We start from the raw sequence: 14816 nt of genomic DNA, 5'->3' as shown, positions 1-14816 counted from the left end.
CGGAGGAAACGGAGGGAACGGAGGAACTTCTGTCAGTCCTCCGTTCCCTCCGTTTCCTCCGTGTGATCCTGAATGCGAAACTCGAAATGCACAATCCGATGCTCAGCGCTCGCCGCCCTCGTCCAGCGAGAATGTGAACATCACCGCGTCGGACTCCTCGCCGCCGGTGGAGGCGTAGAGCCGCATCGCCGCGGCGTTGTCGCGATCGGTCAGCACCCACGCCTCGCCGCAGCCGATGGCGCGCGCGACGTCCAGCATCCCACGCACCACCGCCTTGCCGACACCGCGCCCGTGCCGCTCGGGGGCGACGCCGACCTCGTCGATCCACAGCTCCGGCCGCGGCTTGTCGGGGTGGAAGTAGTCGATCGCGGACGCGAAGCCGATCACCGCGCCGTCCTCGATCGCGACGACGAGGTGATGATGGGGATCGGAAAGGAACGCCGCGGCCGCCGCGGGATCGATCTCGTGGTCGAAGACGTCCGGCAGCACGCGGCCGAGCACCGCCGCGTCACCTTCTCCCAGCCTGCGGATCTCGATCTCGCCCATGGCGATCAGGCGGCGGAGGCGCGGAGGTCCGCCAGCCGCTCGGCGATCTCCTCCACGCGCGTGAACATCTCCGCGGGCGAGTGCGCGGCGAGCGCGTCGGCGTGCGTGTATCCCCACGCCACGGCACCGAACGCGATTCCCTCGGCGTGCGCGGCTTCCAGGTCGCGCACCTCGTCGCCCACGCACAGCGCCTCGGCCGCGGTGATCGCGCTGTCGCGCAGCACCTTGCGCAGCTTGACGCGCTTGCCGAACAGCGACGCGCCGCAGCCGTAGAAGCGCACCAGCCCGGCGTTCGCGGGCCCCAGCACGCGGCGGATGTTGGCCGCCGAGTTGGAGCTGACGATGGCGATGGTCACGCCCGCCGCGTCCAGCCGGTGCAGCATCTCGCCGGCGCCGGGGAAGAGGGAGATGGTGCCGATGTCGCGCGCCATCCGCCGCCGCATCCAGCGCGCGACGAGCGGCTGCTTCCACGCGGGCACCTGCAGCCGCCGGCCGATGTCGCGCGCGTGGAGGCCGCGCAGCGTGTCGTAGTCGGCCACGTCGGAGGCGCGGAGGAAGCCGAAGGTGTCGGCGGCCTCGTTCAGCACCTGCAGGAACCACGGGAACGAGTCCGCCAGCGTCCCGTCGAAGTCGAAGATCGCGAGCCTGTACTTCATCGTCTCACGTCGAGATGAGATTTCCATCCGGTGCTCCTCCGCCGCCGCCGATCACCCCTCGTCGTCCTCGACGATGTCGTCGAAGTATGTCTTCGTGCGCGGGATCGTCTCGCGCTGCTCGCGCTCGCTGTAGCGGCCGGCGTCGTCGAAGTGGCCGATGGTGATCAGCCGCACGCCGGTGAGGTAGTTCTCGCTCACCTTGCGCGAGTCCGCCGCCTCCTGCGGCCGCGTGTAGAAGAAGCGGTCCGCGCCGATCAGCAGGAACCGCCCGTTCGCCGGGTCCAGGCGGAAGCGGTGGGTGACGTCCATCACCTCCGTCATCCCGTAGTTCTGCCGGATGATCAGCACGCCGCGCCGGATGTTCATCTCGAACCCCCACTGCGGCACGATTTCCTGGAGGAGATGCGTCGCCAGCCCCGCGCGCCGGTATCTGCCGCCGTCCGCCAGCAGGATCAGCAGCGCCTGCGATTCGGGCGCGGCGGTGATGGCGCCGGGGCGATAGTACGTGCCCTGGGGGACGAGGTGGACCACGCGGTCGGGGCGGCCGTCGCCGTTCAGGTCGCCGGAAACCTCGGCGGCGGCGGCCCAGCCGCGCGGCACGAACGCCGCCACCCGCGCAGCGCGCGCCGGCACGGACGTCGTGGGGAACGCGGGCGCGTCGTCCTGCGCGCGCAGGCGCGGCGCCGCGGCAAGAGAAGCAAGCACCAGCAGCGAAGCGGTGATCGGTCGATGCATGGAGATCGGGAGGGGCTGCGGGGAGAGGATGTCGCGGGGATCACGGCCTCGCGTCCCACCGGGTCGGGACGCGAGGCTCGGGGAAGTGCTTATGGACGCTTCGTCCATGCGTGCGACGTGATCGCCATGGCGCGGCCGTCGCAGCTGTCGTTGACCTTCTGGAAGTGGAGCTCGTTGCCCGCCGCGTGCCAGTTGTAGGTAGCCGCGCTGTGGCAGGCGTACTCGCCCGTGTCATCGCCGCCGAAGTTGATCTGGCTGCCGTTGATCGTGTACGGGCCCTCGACCATCACGTTGCCGTTGAAGCGCGCGGTCAGGTGGCCGTTGCCGTCGAACGTGACCTCCCACGGGCCCACGATCCCCGTGCGCATGTCCGCCGGCGCGGAGGCGGGGACGTCGGCGTCGACGAGAGTGGCGGTGTACGTGCCCGCCGGGAAGGTGCCGGGCGATGCCGCCATCGCGGGCGGAGGTGCGGGCGGGGCGGCCGTCGTCGTGGCCGTGGAGCATGCGGCGAGCGCGGGAAGGAGCAGGAGCGCGAGCTTCGTCATGGCGACCTCGCAGGCTGGAGAGTACCGCGGAGGGTGGACGAACCGGGAACGAATGTACGCGCTGTTTCCTCGTGCGCCAGCATCGTGCGATTCCCCCCGGAGATCCGAGAACTGCATTGGCTCACGCGGAGACGCGGAGGCGCGGAGAACTGCGGGATGGATGCAGTATCACTCGTCGTGCGCCACCGCGCGATCACTCTCCGCGACGAAGAAGGCGCGCCATCTAACCGCCGGACGAAGGGGGCCGAGACTCGCCAGGTCCTCGTCGGCGTCGACCTCGCGCCAGAAGGCATCCTCATCCGCGGCGGTGCCCATCACCACCCACGGCGCGCCGTGCCGCGTCTCCGCGACCCACAGATCCACGAAGCGTCCGCCCGGGCTGTCGATGAGCTCCTCACCGACCGGATACGATTGCAGCTCGCCGATCAGTCCGATCTCATGCGACGCAGGGCACTCGCTCGCCAGCACGCCGGATTCATAGGTGCGCACCAGCGCCTCCCGTTTGGCATCGGCCACAAGGACCGCACGAAGGAAGTCGCCCTCGTCAGCGTTGCTGTACTCAGGCTGCTCTACGCGAACCAGCAGATAGTGCGCGCAGCTCACGCCGGCGAAGCAGTGGAGGGTGAAGACGGTGAGCGGGATGCCCATGCGCGTCAGCTGCCGGCGGGCTGCAGCTCGACGGCGGTGCCGGCGCGGAGGGTGTTGTGCACCTCCGCCACGCGGTCGGTGTGCTGCAGCCCCCGGTTCCGCACCGCTGCCCGGATCTCCATACGTGCCTCTCGAGATTCGATTCGCGGCCCGCTACCAGAAACGCCACCAAGGCTTGTGAAGGCGTTTATCCTGCCGCGGCGGCGACTCCGGGTAGCCGGTTCCGGAGACGTGATGCTGGAACACGCCCGGCATCGGCTCGACCAGGCCCGCGGGGCGCGGGAACGGCCGTGACTGGCCGAGCAGGAGATTGCGGAGCAGGAAGTCCAGCAGCTTCGCCTCGTACTCCAGGTCCGCGCCGGGCGCGTCGGCCAGCTGCGTCGACCAGAGCGCTTCCACGACCTTGGCGCCGGCGGGCGTGACCTTCAACTCGATGCGGTAGACCGGCAGTCCCGTCCAGCTGCGATGGAAGAACAGGTACGGCTCGTCGTAGTAGACGAACCACTTGTCCTCCATCACCACCGGTACCAGCCCCTCGCGCAGCCGCGCGAATTCCGCCTCGTCGAACGAGGCACGGTAACGGAGCGCTACGCCGTTCGTGAACGGCTCGCGTCTCCAGGAATCCGCCGTGGCCGTCACGGCTGGAGATCGAGCGACCACGAGACCTCCATCTCGCCGAGGTCGTCGCCGCCGAAGGTGACGAGCTCGCCGCCCTCGACGACGCGGCCGGAGGTGCAGGCCTCGCAGATCACGCCGCCGGAATCCGGCTCGTCGTAGCCGCTCTCCCACTCCACGTGCAGGCGGAAGCGCGGACGCTTCGCCTCGCAGCGCGGGCAGGCTTCGGGGCGCCACCACGGCCGCCGCTCGACGCGGAGCACGCGCGCGAAGCGGAGGTACGCGCCGAGCGGGATCCACCCCTCCTGGCGCGGCGGATCGACCATCACCTGCACGATCTGGCCCGTCCACCGACGCACCTCGCGGTCCGGCGGCGGGTCGGTCCATCCTTCGACCTTTATCTCGATCTCACCCATTCCAGATGCGGGTCAAGCTTCGGCGCGTTCTCCTCGGCTCGCGTGCGGCCGAAGCGATAGATCCTTCGGCCTGCCGCCATCGTCCACAACGACACGACGGTGTGGCCGGCCTCAGGATGACGTCGATCCGGAGGGCGTGTGGAGCCAACCGACGTTACTCCCGCGACCGCGACGCCCAGCCCTCGACCAGCGCGTCGGGGGCGTGGTCGGCGATCAGGTCGAGCTCGATCCCGTGCTCCAGGAACGCCTTGAGGCCGGCGAGCACGAACGCGTAGCCGCCCGCGGAGTCGACGGCCGCCCGCACCTGCGCGTCCGCGTCGCCGCCGAAGCCCCAGTTGCGGACGGAGACCATCGTGCGGTCGTCGCCCAGCGGCTCGAACTTCCACTCGACCTGGCTGGGATTGTCCGGGCCGTTCCACTCGAACAGGACGCGCCGGTCCTGCTCCAGCTCCTTCACGTCCACGTCCGTGCCGGCGCCGTACATCTCCCAGTCCCACCGCACGCGGCGCCCCGCCTGCATGCGGCCGCTGCCGCGCGAGAACCAGAAGCGCGTGGTGACGGCGGGGTCCACCATCGCCGCGAACACCTCCGCGGCGGGGCGTCGGATCATCATCTGCGCGGTGGCCACCGGCGGCTGGATCGTGTCGCTCATCCCGCACCTCCTTCGTTCACCCTCACGACTGGCCGTCGTACGCGCGCTGCAGCGTGGCCATGTCGATCTTCTTCATCTGCAGCATCGCGTTCATGGCCCGCTGCGCGCCGGGCGACTCGGGGTCGGCCAGCATCTCCTCCATCCCCCTGGGCACCACCTCCAGGAGAGGCCGTAGCGGTCCTTCAGCCAGCCGCACTGCTGCGCGTTGGGGTCGCCGCCGGCGCCCAGCTTCTCCCAGTACGAGTCGATCTCCTCCTGCGTCTCGCACATCACCTGCAGCGACACCGCCTCGTTGAAGGTGAAGATGGGCCCGCCGTTGAGCGCGGTGAACGCCTGCCCGTCGAGCTCGAATTCCACCGTCATCACGCTCCCCGTCGGCCGCTGGTGGATCTCGAACCCCGCGGGGCCGTAGTGCGTCGTCGTGCGGATGCGCGAGTTGGGGAAGATCCCCGTGTAGAACCGTGCGGCCTCCTCGGCCTGGTCGTCGAACCAGAGGCAGGGGACGATGCGTTGGGTGATGGCCATCGGTCCTTCCCGGCTGGGTGGGAGTGGAAAGAGCGCGTCCGGCGACCGTCGATTTCGCCGTCCACACCCGAAGGAGTCCCGAAGATAGGGAGGAGTCCACCGCACCACAAGCAAACAAAAGGCGCGCCGGCCGAGCCGGGACAGACGGCGGGTCAGCCCGCGTCCGGCTTCACCTCCATCAGGTACGAGATGAGCTGGCGGATCTTCGCATCGCACATCACGAACACGTCGCAGAACACCGCGTGCAGCGTGCCGCCGTCCTTGCGCGAGGCGCGGACGCGTCCCTCGGCGACCACGACGTCGTCCTCCTCCACCATCCGGGTGACGGTGATGTCCGGGCTGCCGGTGAAGGCGTCGTTCACGATCTCGCCGTTGAACTCGTCCTTGCCATGCAGGTGCACCATCCCGGGGATCACCCACTCCACGTCGTCGGTCAGGCAGGAGAGGATGGTCGCGCGGTCGGTGCGGGTGAATGCCTCCATGTAGGTCTGCACGGTCTGCTTGTTCGGGCTCACGTCGCCGTCCTCGTCGGGGGGTGGAGATCGCATCCGCAGGGGGCGAAAGTGACAGGAGTGCGTGGCCGCGCGCAAGACTCGCGCGCCGGCCCCGCACTCCCGTTGTCGATCCGACGTCCGGAGATCGCCGCGTCAGTCTCGCGGCAGGATGGACGGTTGCCCGGCCAGTGTCTCGAGGGCGAGGCGGAAGGCGAACCAGGCCTCCGTCATCTCCAGCTCGTGCTCGCGGCCGAGCTGGTCGGGATAGGCGTTGCTCCCGCTCGACTCGAGGGTCCGCCCGTCCGACACGATGCGCAGGTCCCACCCCGATCCGTCCACCACGCCCTCGGCCCTGTACTCGTGGCGCCAGCGGTGCACGCCCGCGCGCCGGGCGGCATCCCAGAAGGCGCGCCACTCGTCGGGCGACGGGACCCGGCTGACGCGCGGGGGCGGAACAGTGGGCAGGAAGTCCGTCGGGGTGTGGGTGATCACCACGGAGTCGCCGTGGAGCTCGATGGTTGTCGAGCCCACGCCGAATCCGCCGAACGAGAACACCAGCTCGTCCGGCGGCCCCTCCTCCGGCAGCGCGCCGGTGAGGTCGCGGCAGCCCGCGATGGCGAGCGCCGCAACGAACAGCGCCGCGATGGACCCGCGGCGGCGATGATTCGATGCGTGGAAGATCATGGTTCAGCGGAGGGTGATGCGTGGCGCTGGTCCGGACGCGGCGCGGACGTCCGCTGGCTCGCACCCCCAACAACGTCCGGCGAACAAAAAGCGGACAGGCGCAGGTACCTCACCGAATCTCTGGATCGACTGTGCATTTGGAGGAAGGAATAAGGCAGAGGCATGTCATTCCGAAGGCGCTGCGCCGCCCTGTCCTCCATGCCGAAGCCGTGGCGCCTGAGGAATCTGTGGCCGGCTCCCGAGCCACAGGCCGCCTGTCGCTCGGACGCATACCACAGATTCCTCGGGCGCCGCCGGCATCAGCGCGATTGAAGGCTCGGAGCATCGGCGCCGCTGAATAGAAAGTAGATCGCCTAAGTCGTTGTGGCGCAGGCGATTATGACTTTCATCCTCCGTGGTCGCGCGCAGCGCGGTGTACGACTCGGAATGACATCTTCGCGTAATGAAACGCGCGTGTATGCCGAGGACGGTGTCATCGTTATCCAAGTCCGGGTGAAGTATTGGTGCGTCTCCCCGAATCTCGTGCTGCCGCGATGATAGATCCTTCGGCCTGCAAACGATTGCGCAGACGCTGATTACGGTCTGACCGGCCTCAGGATGACGTCAGCTTGGGTTCGGCGTGGATGCATCAATCGAATTCCACCGGGCATCGTTCCGCGAGCGCGCGCAGGTCCTTCCAGCCGAAGTTGGCGGGGCTGACGGTGCCGTCGGGCGCGACCAGGTTCTCGCCGCCGAGCGCCGCGTAGAAGCGCAGCGACGGGTTCCCCTCGTCCGCGAACAGGAGCATCGAGCCGACGCCGTCGGCCAGGAACCGCCGCGCAGCGTGGCCCATCAGCCTGCGGCCCAGCCCCAGGCGCTGGTACTCGCGCAGCAGGTAGATCTTGTTGAGCTGGCCGGCATAGTCGGGCTGGTCGGCGGACGAGTAGCGGTTCCCCTGCGCGAAGCCGACCAGCTCCCCGTCGCCGCGCTCGGCGACGAGGCAGAACCAGCCGGGCTCGGCCGCCGCAAACTTCTCGCGCCACTGGCGCTCGCGCAGCGCCACCGTCGGCGGGCGGCGGACGCCGGGGTAGGTGTCGTTCCAGGTGATTACGTGCAGCCGCGCGAGCGCGGGGATCTCGTCCTCGCGCGCGTCGCGGATGGCGAACGCGGACGGGTCCTCGCCGCGGCGCCGCATCCGCCGGGCGTTGGCGGCCTTCGACGACCGCAGCAACCCGCGCACGAAGCGGGCGATCGCCGCGCGAATCTTCATCACCCCCGTCAGTACGCGGTCTGCTCCGTCGCCGAGGCGAAGTAGGTGACGCCGGCGGAGGCCTCGCCGATCAGCTTGAGCGTGGCGGCCTCGATGTTCGTCTGGGCGATCACGGAAAGCTTCGTCCAGTCGTCGTAGGTCAGGCGCCCGCGGGCCTTCATCGCGGCGTCAATGATCCCCGGGTCGGTGGCGGTGAGCTGCCCCGCGGCCAGCATCTCGTCCTGCCGCGCCTTGGTGTAGGGGACGGCGACCAGCGACGCGTACAGGTCGTCGTCGAAGATCTTCTTCCAGTCCTTGTTCGTCATCAGGTCCTTCACCTTGTCCACCGGCACGTCGGTGAAGTCCTGCAGCTGCGGCTTCTCGGCGGCGGTGTTCGCGGCGAGCACGGGAAGCACGTAGTTGGTCATCGCCTGGAGGCGGTGCACCAGCAGCTGCACGTTCTCGTGCGCCAGGTCGGGAAGGCGCGTCTCCACGCTCACCTCCATCAGCCCCGTGGTCACCTGCTGCTGGTGCCACATCTCCGTCTCCGCGTCCTTTCCCATGATCCCGAAGTCCGAGTGGGCCATCCCGATGTTGTGCCCGATCTCGTGGGTGACCACCGCCACCATGCGCCGGCGCTGCTCGTCGAGGGAGTAGCGCAGCGTGGTCGTCCGGCCCAGCATCTTCTTCTCGCCCGGGGTGAGCTTCGCGGTCGGGCTCACGGGCGCGTAGGTGTTGAACTTCTTTTCCGCGGGCGCCGTCTTCTCCCGGTCGAAGGTGACCGCCCACTCCCCCGCGTAGCCGAGCACGTCGTTCTTCAGCTTCTCGTCCAGGCCCTGCAGCTTGGCCTCCTCGCGGATCAGCTTGATGACGGTGAGGGCCTGGTCGGGCAGGGCGAGCGTCTGCACCGCGCCGCCGCTGACGGAGGGCGTGTAAATGACGGTGGTGGTGGAGGGGTCGAAGACGAAGTTGGAGAGGCCGATGCTCTTCGCCTTGGCCATGAGCGCGGGGATGTCGATGTCCTTGTCGGTCAACTCGTCGATCGACCGCATCATCAGCAGGTTCTCCTTCGGATCGGATTGTACCGCGGGGTCCTTCGCCATGCTCTTCCCGAGATAGTTCTCCCAGTCGGGCGACCCCGGGTTCAGCTTGTGCTCGATGAAGGAGATGTTGAACCGCACGCCGATGTCGACCAGGGTCCCGTCCTGCTTCTTCCACTTGATCCCCGGCCAGAAGTCCGGCGCGCCGCCGATGCGGAACTGCTTCCGCACCCCCTCGATGATCTCCTTGTCGAACAGCAGCATCGGCCCCTCGGGGGTGGGATACTGGTCGTAGTGGTGGTAGTTGGCGGTGAGGGTGAGGATCTTGTCGAGCGGCGGCAGGGAGATGGGCTTCTTCACCGTCTTCCCCTGCGCGATGCGGTCCTGCTGCTTCCGGTACTTCTTCTGGCGCGACTCGGAGAGCGTGGCGAGCCGCTCCGCGTCGGACGCGTTCGTCCACGTGGCGATGGCGCTGCGCTGCAGCACGGCTTCTGCGCCGGCCGTACGCGTCTCCACCGGCGCCGCGGCGGGGGACGGAAGCCCCGGCGCCGTGCGCTGCTGCACCACGTGCGTCAGCTCGTGCGCCAGCAGCCTGCGCCCCTCCGCGCTGGCCGGCGCGTACTCGCCGCGGCCGAACACGATGTCGCGGCCCACCGTGTAGGCGCGCGCCCGCACCGCGTCGGCCGCGCGCGCCGCGTCCGCGTCGGTGTGCACGCGCACGCGGCTGAAGTCGTGGCCGAAGCGCGACTCCATGAACGCCCGGCTCCCCGCGTCCAGCGCCCGCCCCGCCGAGCCCGCGATCCCCGCGGCGTGGGGCGCGGAGGTCGCGGACGCCCGATCACCCCGCTCCCCGGATCTCCCCGGCGCGTCGGGTGACGGCATGCGCGCGACCAGCTCGGCGACGCGGTCCGCCTCCCGCTCGTGTGCGTCGCCCGGCGCGCCGATCCGCAGCTTCGGCTGGACGCGGAGCGGCGCGCGGGCGTGCACGGGAATGCGGCCGAACTCGAACGATGCGCCGCCTGCCGGCGCCGATCCGGCGCGCGGATCGGAGCCCTCACCGGCGCCGCCGGCCGCGCGCGGCACCGCGGCGGCGCGGCGCTCGGACGGCGGCCGCTCGCGCTTGCGTTCCGGCTGCTTCGACGTCTCCGGTTGGGATTGCGCCGGCTTCTGCGCGTGTGTCCGGATGGGGCTCGTCATCGATCACCGCCGTTGGACTGGTGGGCGTTTCGGTGGCGAACTGCTTCGACGGAAGCCGATCAGCGTACGTTCGATCCAGCGGGTGCATCGTCCGCTACGACGTCATCCCGAGGCCGTCCAGACCATCGCCTTCGCGTAAGAAGTGATGGAGTCGGAGGTGGGGATGCCGCCCGTCAGCCCGGCGGACTGCCGGCCCAGAGCGCATCGTAAGCCGCGCGGATCTGGCCGGCCACGCGGTCCAGCTCCTCGCGCGGGGGATGGACGTCCCAGTCCGCCACCAGGCGAAACGGATCGCCCCGGAAACGCGGGAAGACGTGCATGTGCACGTGGAAGACGTCCTGGAACGCCGCCTCGCCGTCGGCGAGGAACAGGTTCACTCCCTCGCAGCGCACGCCCGAGTGGCGGAGCGCCTCGGCGGTCCGCTGCGTCACCGTCCAGAGGTGCCGCCCCGTCGCCTCGTCCATCTCGGCGAGGGATGCGAAGTGCGCCTTCGGAATCACCATCGCGTGCCCGGTGGTGACCGGTCCGATCGTCATCAGCCCGAGCACGAGGTCGTCCTCGTAGAACGCGCTCACCGGGCTCTGGCCGGCTACGATCTGGCAGAACACGCAATCCGGGTTCATCGAAGGTCTGTGAGATCAGTCGCCGCGACAGGAGCAGGTCAAATGCGTCGGCCGGGGAAATTACCACCCGGAGCGCATCGTACGCCGCCCGGGGCCCGGCTCGCCACGGATCCTGCGCGGAAGGCAGTCATACTGGCGGGTAGAGGCACAGCAGGACGTCGCCGGACAGGGCAGTGTCCGCGACCCGGAACGCACACGACGTTTCCGGCGGCAGGCATGGATCGGTGTAGCCCACGATCGAGAGCGCCGCCGGGTCGATTATCAGGGCGATATTCGTGCTGGCGAGCCACTCCCGCATGTCCCGCTGCGTCCGCTCGATCAGGTCGGAGCCGGCGGATTCGTCCACGCGCCCAAGGACGAAATAGAAGTCGTCGTCGACGTCCTGCTCGGCGCGGTGCTCCTTGTGGAGAGCGCCGATACCGCCGAACTCGCGGCGGATCTCGTCGAGCCGAAGCGGGGTCGCCGGCCATCCCATCGCCACGGCGATGCCACCGCGGATGGCGAAGGAGCGCTCGTATGGATGCTGGCCGCGGCTGGTGAACCCGTAGTCGCGCGCGGCTGCATACCCGCCGATGCGGACTACGATGGCCGTCAGCTCTAGGCCCTGCGCCCACATGAGTACGGTCTGGGGGTTCACGAGCCGGATCTCGCCACGATGGTCGAGGTAGTTCTGGTTGATGATCCGGTCCGCGAAGCGGCGTCCTTCCAGCCCCACGATGGTCGCGTGCACCTGCTCGGGCGCATACGGAATGAACGCGTCGCCGAGCGTTGCCGCGATCCGTGCATGCGCGCTGCGGATGAGCTTCAGAAATTCCGCGGGCTTCGGTCCGTAGAAGGCGACCAGCGTGGCCTGCATCCCATTCTCGATCGGCAGCATGGTCGTGTCTCCCCATGATCGTCAACGCTTCGATGGCTTGTCGTCCTCGCTCTTCGCTTTCCCACTCCCGCTCCCGCTCCCGCTCCCCGTCCCCGTCCCCGTCCCCGTTCCGGTCCCGGCCGGCTTGGCGCCGGGGCACGAGATCGTCGTGGGTCCGCGCAGCCTGGTGGGATCGAGCAGCAGGTCGACGAAGAAGTCGAGGCCCGCGGTGATTCCCGGCGTCGGCTGGATCCGCTTCAGCTCCGCATCCACCGCCTTCGTGTTCGCCGGCGCCTTGAGCCCGGCGAGGGCCTTCGGATCACCAACCTTGGCGAGCAGCGCGGACAGTTTCTTCGCCAGCGGCGGGATCTTCGCGTCTGCCTTGCCGTAGTGGGCCACGATCCTGTCGAACAGGGACTTCTGCTGATACATGCCGTACGCGCTCGCGAAGAACTCGTCCGCGTTCTCCCACGGATGCCCGCCGCCGCCGGCCCACAGGGTGTCCATCACCATCAGCAGCCCCGCCGGCTTGGTCACGGTGATGCCGTCGTCCTTCAGCGGAGGCAGGTGCTTCGCATCGAACGGGGCCGTGGGCATCGAGACCGGCGTGGTTTGCTCCAGCTCGAGAAACAGCTCGGCGACTCCCTGCGCCAGGAGATCGGGCGCACCGCCCTTGATACGATCGCCCATGTGGAAGGAGAAGATCCCGTGCGATCCCTCGTGGGCGATGGTGCCCTCCCAGGAATCTTCCTCCTTGATCACCAGCACGCCCTGGCCGCCGAACACGCGGAAGGAGCTGTTCGCGCCCTTCGAGATGGCGATGACGGAGGTCTTCAGCGCGTAGGTGCCCAGCGGGATCTTGGCGTTGAGCGCGGCGGCCTGCTTCGCGGCGCCCCGCATCCGCTTGACCAGCGCGGGGATCGGCGCCGGATCGTGCTTGCCGCAGTGGTAGGTCTGCGACTCCGGCGCGGTGGTGATCCCGATGTCGCTGTAGGTCAGCCGGATGCGCGCGGCGACACCCCCTTCCGTGACTTCGCCGATGATCTCGTTGTCGCCGATCCAGACCCGGTCCCAGGGCGCATGCGCCTGCGGCGGAAAGGCCAGCAGCGCGGGCGCGGGCGGCAGCGTGATGGGAAGGATGGTCGCGCCCGTCTCCGCGCGCGTCGCGAGCCGCTCGGCCCGGAGGCGCGCGTCCGGCGCGTCGCTGACGGGTGCGATGCGCTGATGCAGCCGGTGGAAGGCTTCGTGGCGCACCATCCGCCGCTGCTCCCGCGGCGGCAGGAACAGGCCGGCGGGGCCGAGGGTGATCTCCCCGTTCCGCGTCCACGCGGGCGTCGCGGCGGGCAGTGAATCGGGCACGCGCGCGCTGATGCGGACCGGCGGCTGCTCCAGCTCCGCGTGATCCGCCGCGATGCTGGGATGCATCGGCCGGATCGCCGCCCCGCCGGGGTACACGGGGATGCGGGAGAAGTCGAGTTTTGCGCCTGGCGCGGCAGCTTCCGACGTTGCGCGCGCGTCCGTGCGCGCAACCCGGCCCCGCGCCACGGCCGCGCCGGCGCGTGCCTGATCGCCCGGCCTCAGTTGTGGGCTGGGTGCGTGAGTGCGCATGCGCTTCTCCTTCGGTGCAGCGGCATCACGCGGGGGGAACGGGGCTGCCCCGCGTCGGCTAAGTATTCCGCGGTCGCGACATGGCGCAAGCATTACTTCGGCGTGCGAAGGTAGACACCGGGTCACGGCGCCCGTTGGGCGATGGAAAGCATTATCAGCAACAAGGCACCGTCCGCGAGGTGTCGCACGATCATCACGAGATTGGGTGCCCTCAGTTTAAGCCTTGCTCGCCGAGGGTTTGAATCGTCCATCCACTACGATGACCTTAGGTGCACGCATTCCCGCGTTCAGTTGCTTTGTTTCAAGTTGCAGAACGGCTTCAATCGCTCCCGTTGATTGAGTAGTTCGGATAATTAAATAGATACTGTGCATTGTACGCTCTGCTGCATCATAAATCGGCAACTGTTTTTGATAGCCTGTAACTAGCCTTGGGTTAGAGCTGTATTTCACCTCTACATTGACCCGCGCCGCATATCCATGGCTGATCTTAAAATCGACCGGTCCCCGCCCAGCATTCGGTTCGCGATTCAGATCAAAATTATTCGCGGCACAATAAGCGTCGGCAATCCCGTAGAAGAGTAACTGAGCGAAACGCTCATTACGAAGTTCTTGATCATCATTGTAGAAGACATGGAACAGACCGTTGGCCTCGATAAGATTTGCAAAGTGGTCGCAGATCGTGGTTACAACTTTGAGGATATTCTCAGGCGCAACACGATGTTCACGAAACGTAAGCGGGAACCGTTTAGAATACTCCTTCGCTATCTCATGCCAGACCAACTCTCCTTCAGGATCTCGAGCGAAGTCGTAATGATCCGCTGGGCGACCCTTGTATTCGTCGAGGAATGATCTCAATGTCTGAGGACTGCGAAGGAGAGCATCGCGTAACTGTCGCTTTGTGATCCGTTTGGATTCTCTCTTCCAAGTTTCTCCGATAGTCCGGTTCACTTGCTGGCGCAGCGCTTCGTTATAGGTACTCACCAGGTCGATATCATCCCAATCCAAGGCAACGGGAAGGCTGCTCAGAATATCATATGGGACAAGAATAGTAAGTTGCCCCCGTTGAGGCAGATACGGGAGGGAGACCAAACCATCGCGCCATTTATAAGATTTCGTGCGGAGGCCCAAGTTTTGAGCGACGCGTTGTGAGAAGTCTATCAGGTTTGACAAGATGATGTGGATAGTCATATCGCTAATTCTATCCGCACCGATTCCCTCCTCAAATAATCCGACAAGTTCGAAAATAGCAGGATCTTTAATGCCAGCCGCAACGATTTCTTGCGCTGTCTCGGCTATGCCTTTCGCGAGGCCAATCCCGATGCCACTGCCGGAAATGTTTCCCTTCGAATAGCCCAGCGCCACCCCGGGTATCTCCCGGAACACCAATTTGCGAACAGCCGTTCTGAACATTGGATCAGTTCGCGTCTGAGCGGCGTCTAAGAGTCGTATGATTTCTTCAAAGTATCGAGTAAAGGTCGTATAGGCACTTTGCAGTTCTGGAACAGCCGATACGGCGAGAAGATGGGGATCAACATGAAAACGCGAATCTATCTCTACAAAGGCATCGAACGCCCCCTCACCGATCCACGCTTCATTCGACACTCCAAAAGCATCACTCAGTTTCTCGGTCATGTTGAGATCCCAGAGAATTGGTTGGGCTACGGTGTGCCTGTCGAACTGAGGAAATCTATATCGCACAGGATCGTGGCGGCACCTTTTCTCCATCCGGCTGCGTCCGCTAACGCCCG

General features: G+C 67.2%; 17 protein-coding genes. All 17 read right to left on the bottom strand.

The genetic code is table 11. From position 1 onward, the window contains the following. Nucleotides 1-102 precede the first annotated feature (102 nt). Complete coding sequence (locus tag VF092_09730) at nucleotides 103-546, bottom strand: GNAT family N-acetyltransferase (protein HEX6747555.1); 444 nt, start codon at nucleotides 544-546, stop codon at nucleotides 103-105. 5 nt (nucleotides 547-551) lie between these two features. Beyond that, nucleotides 552-1202, bottom strand: a complete 651-nt coding sequence (locus VF092_09725) for an HAD hydrolase-like protein (protein ID HEX6747554.1) — start codon at nucleotides 1200-1202, stop codon at nucleotides 552-554. Between the two features lie 51 nt (nucleotides 1203-1253). Next, on the bottom strand, nucleotides 1254-1937 hold the full coding sequence (locus tag VF092_09720) for a hypothetical protein (protein HEX6747553.1): 684 nt from the start codon (nucleotides 1935-1937) through the stop codon (nucleotides 1254-1256). A gap of 89 nt (nucleotides 1938-2026) precedes the next feature. Next, nucleotides 2027-2482 (bottom strand): hypothetical protein, encoded by a 456-nt coding sequence (locus VF092_09715; protein ID HEX6747552.1) that lies wholly within the window; start codon nucleotides 2480-2482, stop codon nucleotides 2027-2029. 168 nt (nucleotides 2483-2650) lie between these two features. Continuing rightward, a complete protein-coding gene (locus VF092_09710; protein HEX6747551.1) occupies nucleotides 2651-3130 on the bottom strand; it encodes a hypothetical protein in 480 nt (159 codons plus the stop codon). 153 nt (nucleotides 3131-3283) lie between these two features. Then, on the bottom strand, nucleotides 3284-3769 hold the full coding sequence (locus VF092_09705; GenBank protein ID HEX6747550.1) for a hypothetical protein: 486 nt from the start codon (nucleotides 3767-3769) through the stop codon (nucleotides 3284-3286). Further along, the gene (locus tag VF092_09700) at nucleotides 3766-4161 is read right to left on the bottom strand and encodes a hypothetical protein (GenBank protein HEX6747549.1); all 396 of its coding nucleotides are present in this window, start codon (nucleotides 4159-4161) and stop codon (nucleotides 3766-3768) included. The genes VF092_09705 and VF092_09700 overlap by 4 nt, the downstream gene beginning before the upstream one ends. 154 nt (nucleotides 4162-4315) lie before the next feature. Further along, entirely contained in the window at nucleotides 4316-4813 is a 498-nt protein-coding gene (locus VF092_09695; protein ID HEX6747548.1) for an SRPBCC family protein, read from the bottom strand. Nucleotides 4814-4903: 90 nt separating this feature from the next. Next, entirely contained in the window at nucleotides 4904-5338 is a 435-nt protein-coding gene (locus VF092_09690) for a VOC family protein (GenBank protein HEX6747547.1), read from the bottom strand. Nucleotides 5339-5490: 152 nt separating this feature from the next. Continuing rightward, complete coding sequence (locus VF092_09685; protein ID HEX6747546.1) at nucleotides 5491-5853, bottom strand: nuclear transport factor 2 family protein; 363 nt, start codon at nucleotides 5851-5853, stop codon at nucleotides 5491-5493. A 132-nt stretch (nucleotides 5854-5985) separates the two neighbouring features. Further along, on the bottom strand, nucleotides 5986-6516 hold the full coding sequence (locus VF092_09680; GenBank protein ID HEX6747545.1) for a hypothetical protein: 531 nt from the start codon (nucleotides 6514-6516) through the stop codon (nucleotides 5986-5988). A 628-nt stretch (nucleotides 6517-7144) separates the two neighbouring features. Continuing rightward, complete coding sequence (locus VF092_09675) at nucleotides 7145-7765, bottom strand: GNAT family N-acetyltransferase (GenBank protein ID HEX6747544.1); 621 nt, start codon at nucleotides 7763-7765, stop codon at nucleotides 7145-7147. Nucleotides 7766-7773: 8 nt separating this feature from the next. After that, on the bottom strand, nucleotides 7774-9981 hold the full coding sequence (locus VF092_09670; GenBank protein ID HEX6747543.1) for a DUF4157 domain-containing protein: 2208 nt from the start codon (nucleotides 9979-9981) through the stop codon (nucleotides 7774-7776). A 173-nt stretch (nucleotides 9982-10154) separates the two neighbouring features. Continuing rightward, on the bottom strand, nucleotides 10155-10604 hold the full coding sequence (locus tag VF092_09665; GenBank protein ID HEX6747542.1) for an HIT family protein: 450 nt from the start codon (nucleotides 10602-10604) through the stop codon (nucleotides 10155-10157). A gap of 127 nt (nucleotides 10605-10731) precedes the next feature. Further along, complete coding sequence (locus VF092_09660) at nucleotides 10732-11481, bottom strand: hypothetical protein (GenBank protein HEX6747541.1); 750 nt, start codon at nucleotides 11479-11481, stop codon at nucleotides 10732-10734. Between the two features lie 21 nt (nucleotides 11482-11502). Next, nucleotides 11503-12885, bottom strand: a complete 1383-nt coding sequence (locus VF092_09655) for a hypothetical protein (GenBank protein HEX6747540.1) — start codon at nucleotides 12883-12885, stop codon at nucleotides 11503-11505. 399 nt (nucleotides 12886-13284) lie between these two features. After that, the gene (locus VF092_09650) at nucleotides 13285-14700 is read right to left on the bottom strand and encodes a hypothetical protein (protein ID HEX6747539.1); all 1416 of its coding nucleotides are present in this window, start codon (nucleotides 14698-14700) and stop codon (nucleotides 13285-13287) included. Nucleotides 14701-14816: the final 116 nt, after the last annotated feature.

The organism is Longimicrobium sp. (assembly GCA_036377595.1).
Lineage (GTDB): Bacteria > Gemmatimonadota > Gemmatimonadetes > Longimicrobiales > Longimicrobiaceae > Longimicrobium.
The sequence above is the reverse complement of the archived record's forward strand: the minus strand, read 5'-3'. Positions and strand labels throughout refer to the sequence as shown.

Excerpts from the sequence above, each read along its gene's own strand:
- VF092_09715 (HEX6747552.1), bottom strand. The coding sequence starts at position 2,482 with ATGACGAAGCTCGCGCTCCTGCTCCTTCCCGCGCTCGCCGCATGCTCC.
- VF092_09650 (HEX6747539.1), bottom strand. The coding sequence starts at position 14,700 with ATGACCGAGAAACTGAGTGATGCTTTTGGAGTGTCGAATGAAGCGTGG.
- VF092_09665 (HEX6747542.1), bottom strand. The coding sequence starts at position 10,604 with ATGAACCCGGATTGCGTGTTCTGCCAGATCGTAGCCGGCCAGAGCCCG.
- VF092_09730 (HEX6747555.1), bottom strand. The coding sequence starts at position 546 with ATGGGCGAGATCGAGATCCGCAGGCTGGGAGAAGGTGACGCGGCGGTG.
- VF092_09670 (HEX6747543.1), bottom strand. The coding sequence starts at position 9,981 with ATGACGAGCCCCATCCGGACACACGCGCAGAAGCCGGCGCAATCCCAA.
- VF092_09675 (HEX6747544.1), bottom strand. The coding sequence starts at position 7,765 with ATGAAGATTCGCGCGGCGATCGCCCGCTTCGTGCGCGGGTTGCTGCGG.
- VF092_09725 (HEX6747554.1), bottom strand. The coding sequence starts at position 1,202 with ATGAAGTACAGGCTCGCGATCTTCGACTTCGACGGGACGCTGGCGGAC.
- VF092_09690 (HEX6747547.1), bottom strand. The coding sequence starts at position 5,338 with ATGGCCATCACCCAACGCATCGTCCCCTGCCTCTGGTTCGACGACCAG.
- VF092_09655 (HEX6747540.1), bottom strand. The coding sequence starts at position 12,885 with ATGCATCCCAGCATCGCGGCGGATCACGCGGAGCTGGAGCAGCCGCCG.
- VF092_09680 (HEX6747545.1), bottom strand. The coding sequence starts at position 6,516 with ATGATCTTCCACGCATCGAATCATCGCCGCCGCGGGTCCATCGCGGCG.
- VF092_09660 (HEX6747541.1), bottom strand. The coding sequence starts at position 11,481 with ATGCTGCCGATCGAGAATGGGATGCAGGCCACGCTGGTCGCCTTCTAC.
- VF092_09700 (HEX6747549.1), bottom strand. The coding sequence starts at position 4,161 with ATGGGTGAGATCGAGATAAAGGTCGAAGGATGGACCGACCCGCCGCCG.
- VF092_09710 (HEX6747551.1), bottom strand. The coding sequence starts at position 3,130 with ATGGGCATCCCGCTCACCGTCTTCACCCTCCACTGCTTCGCCGGCGTG.
- VF092_09720 (HEX6747553.1), bottom strand. The coding sequence starts at position 1,937 with ATGCATCGACCGATCACCGCTTCGCTGCTGGTGCTTGCTTCTCTTGCC.
- VF092_09695 (HEX6747548.1), bottom strand. The coding sequence starts at position 4,813 with ATGAGCGACACGATCCAGCCGCCGGTGGCCACCGCGCAGATGATGATC.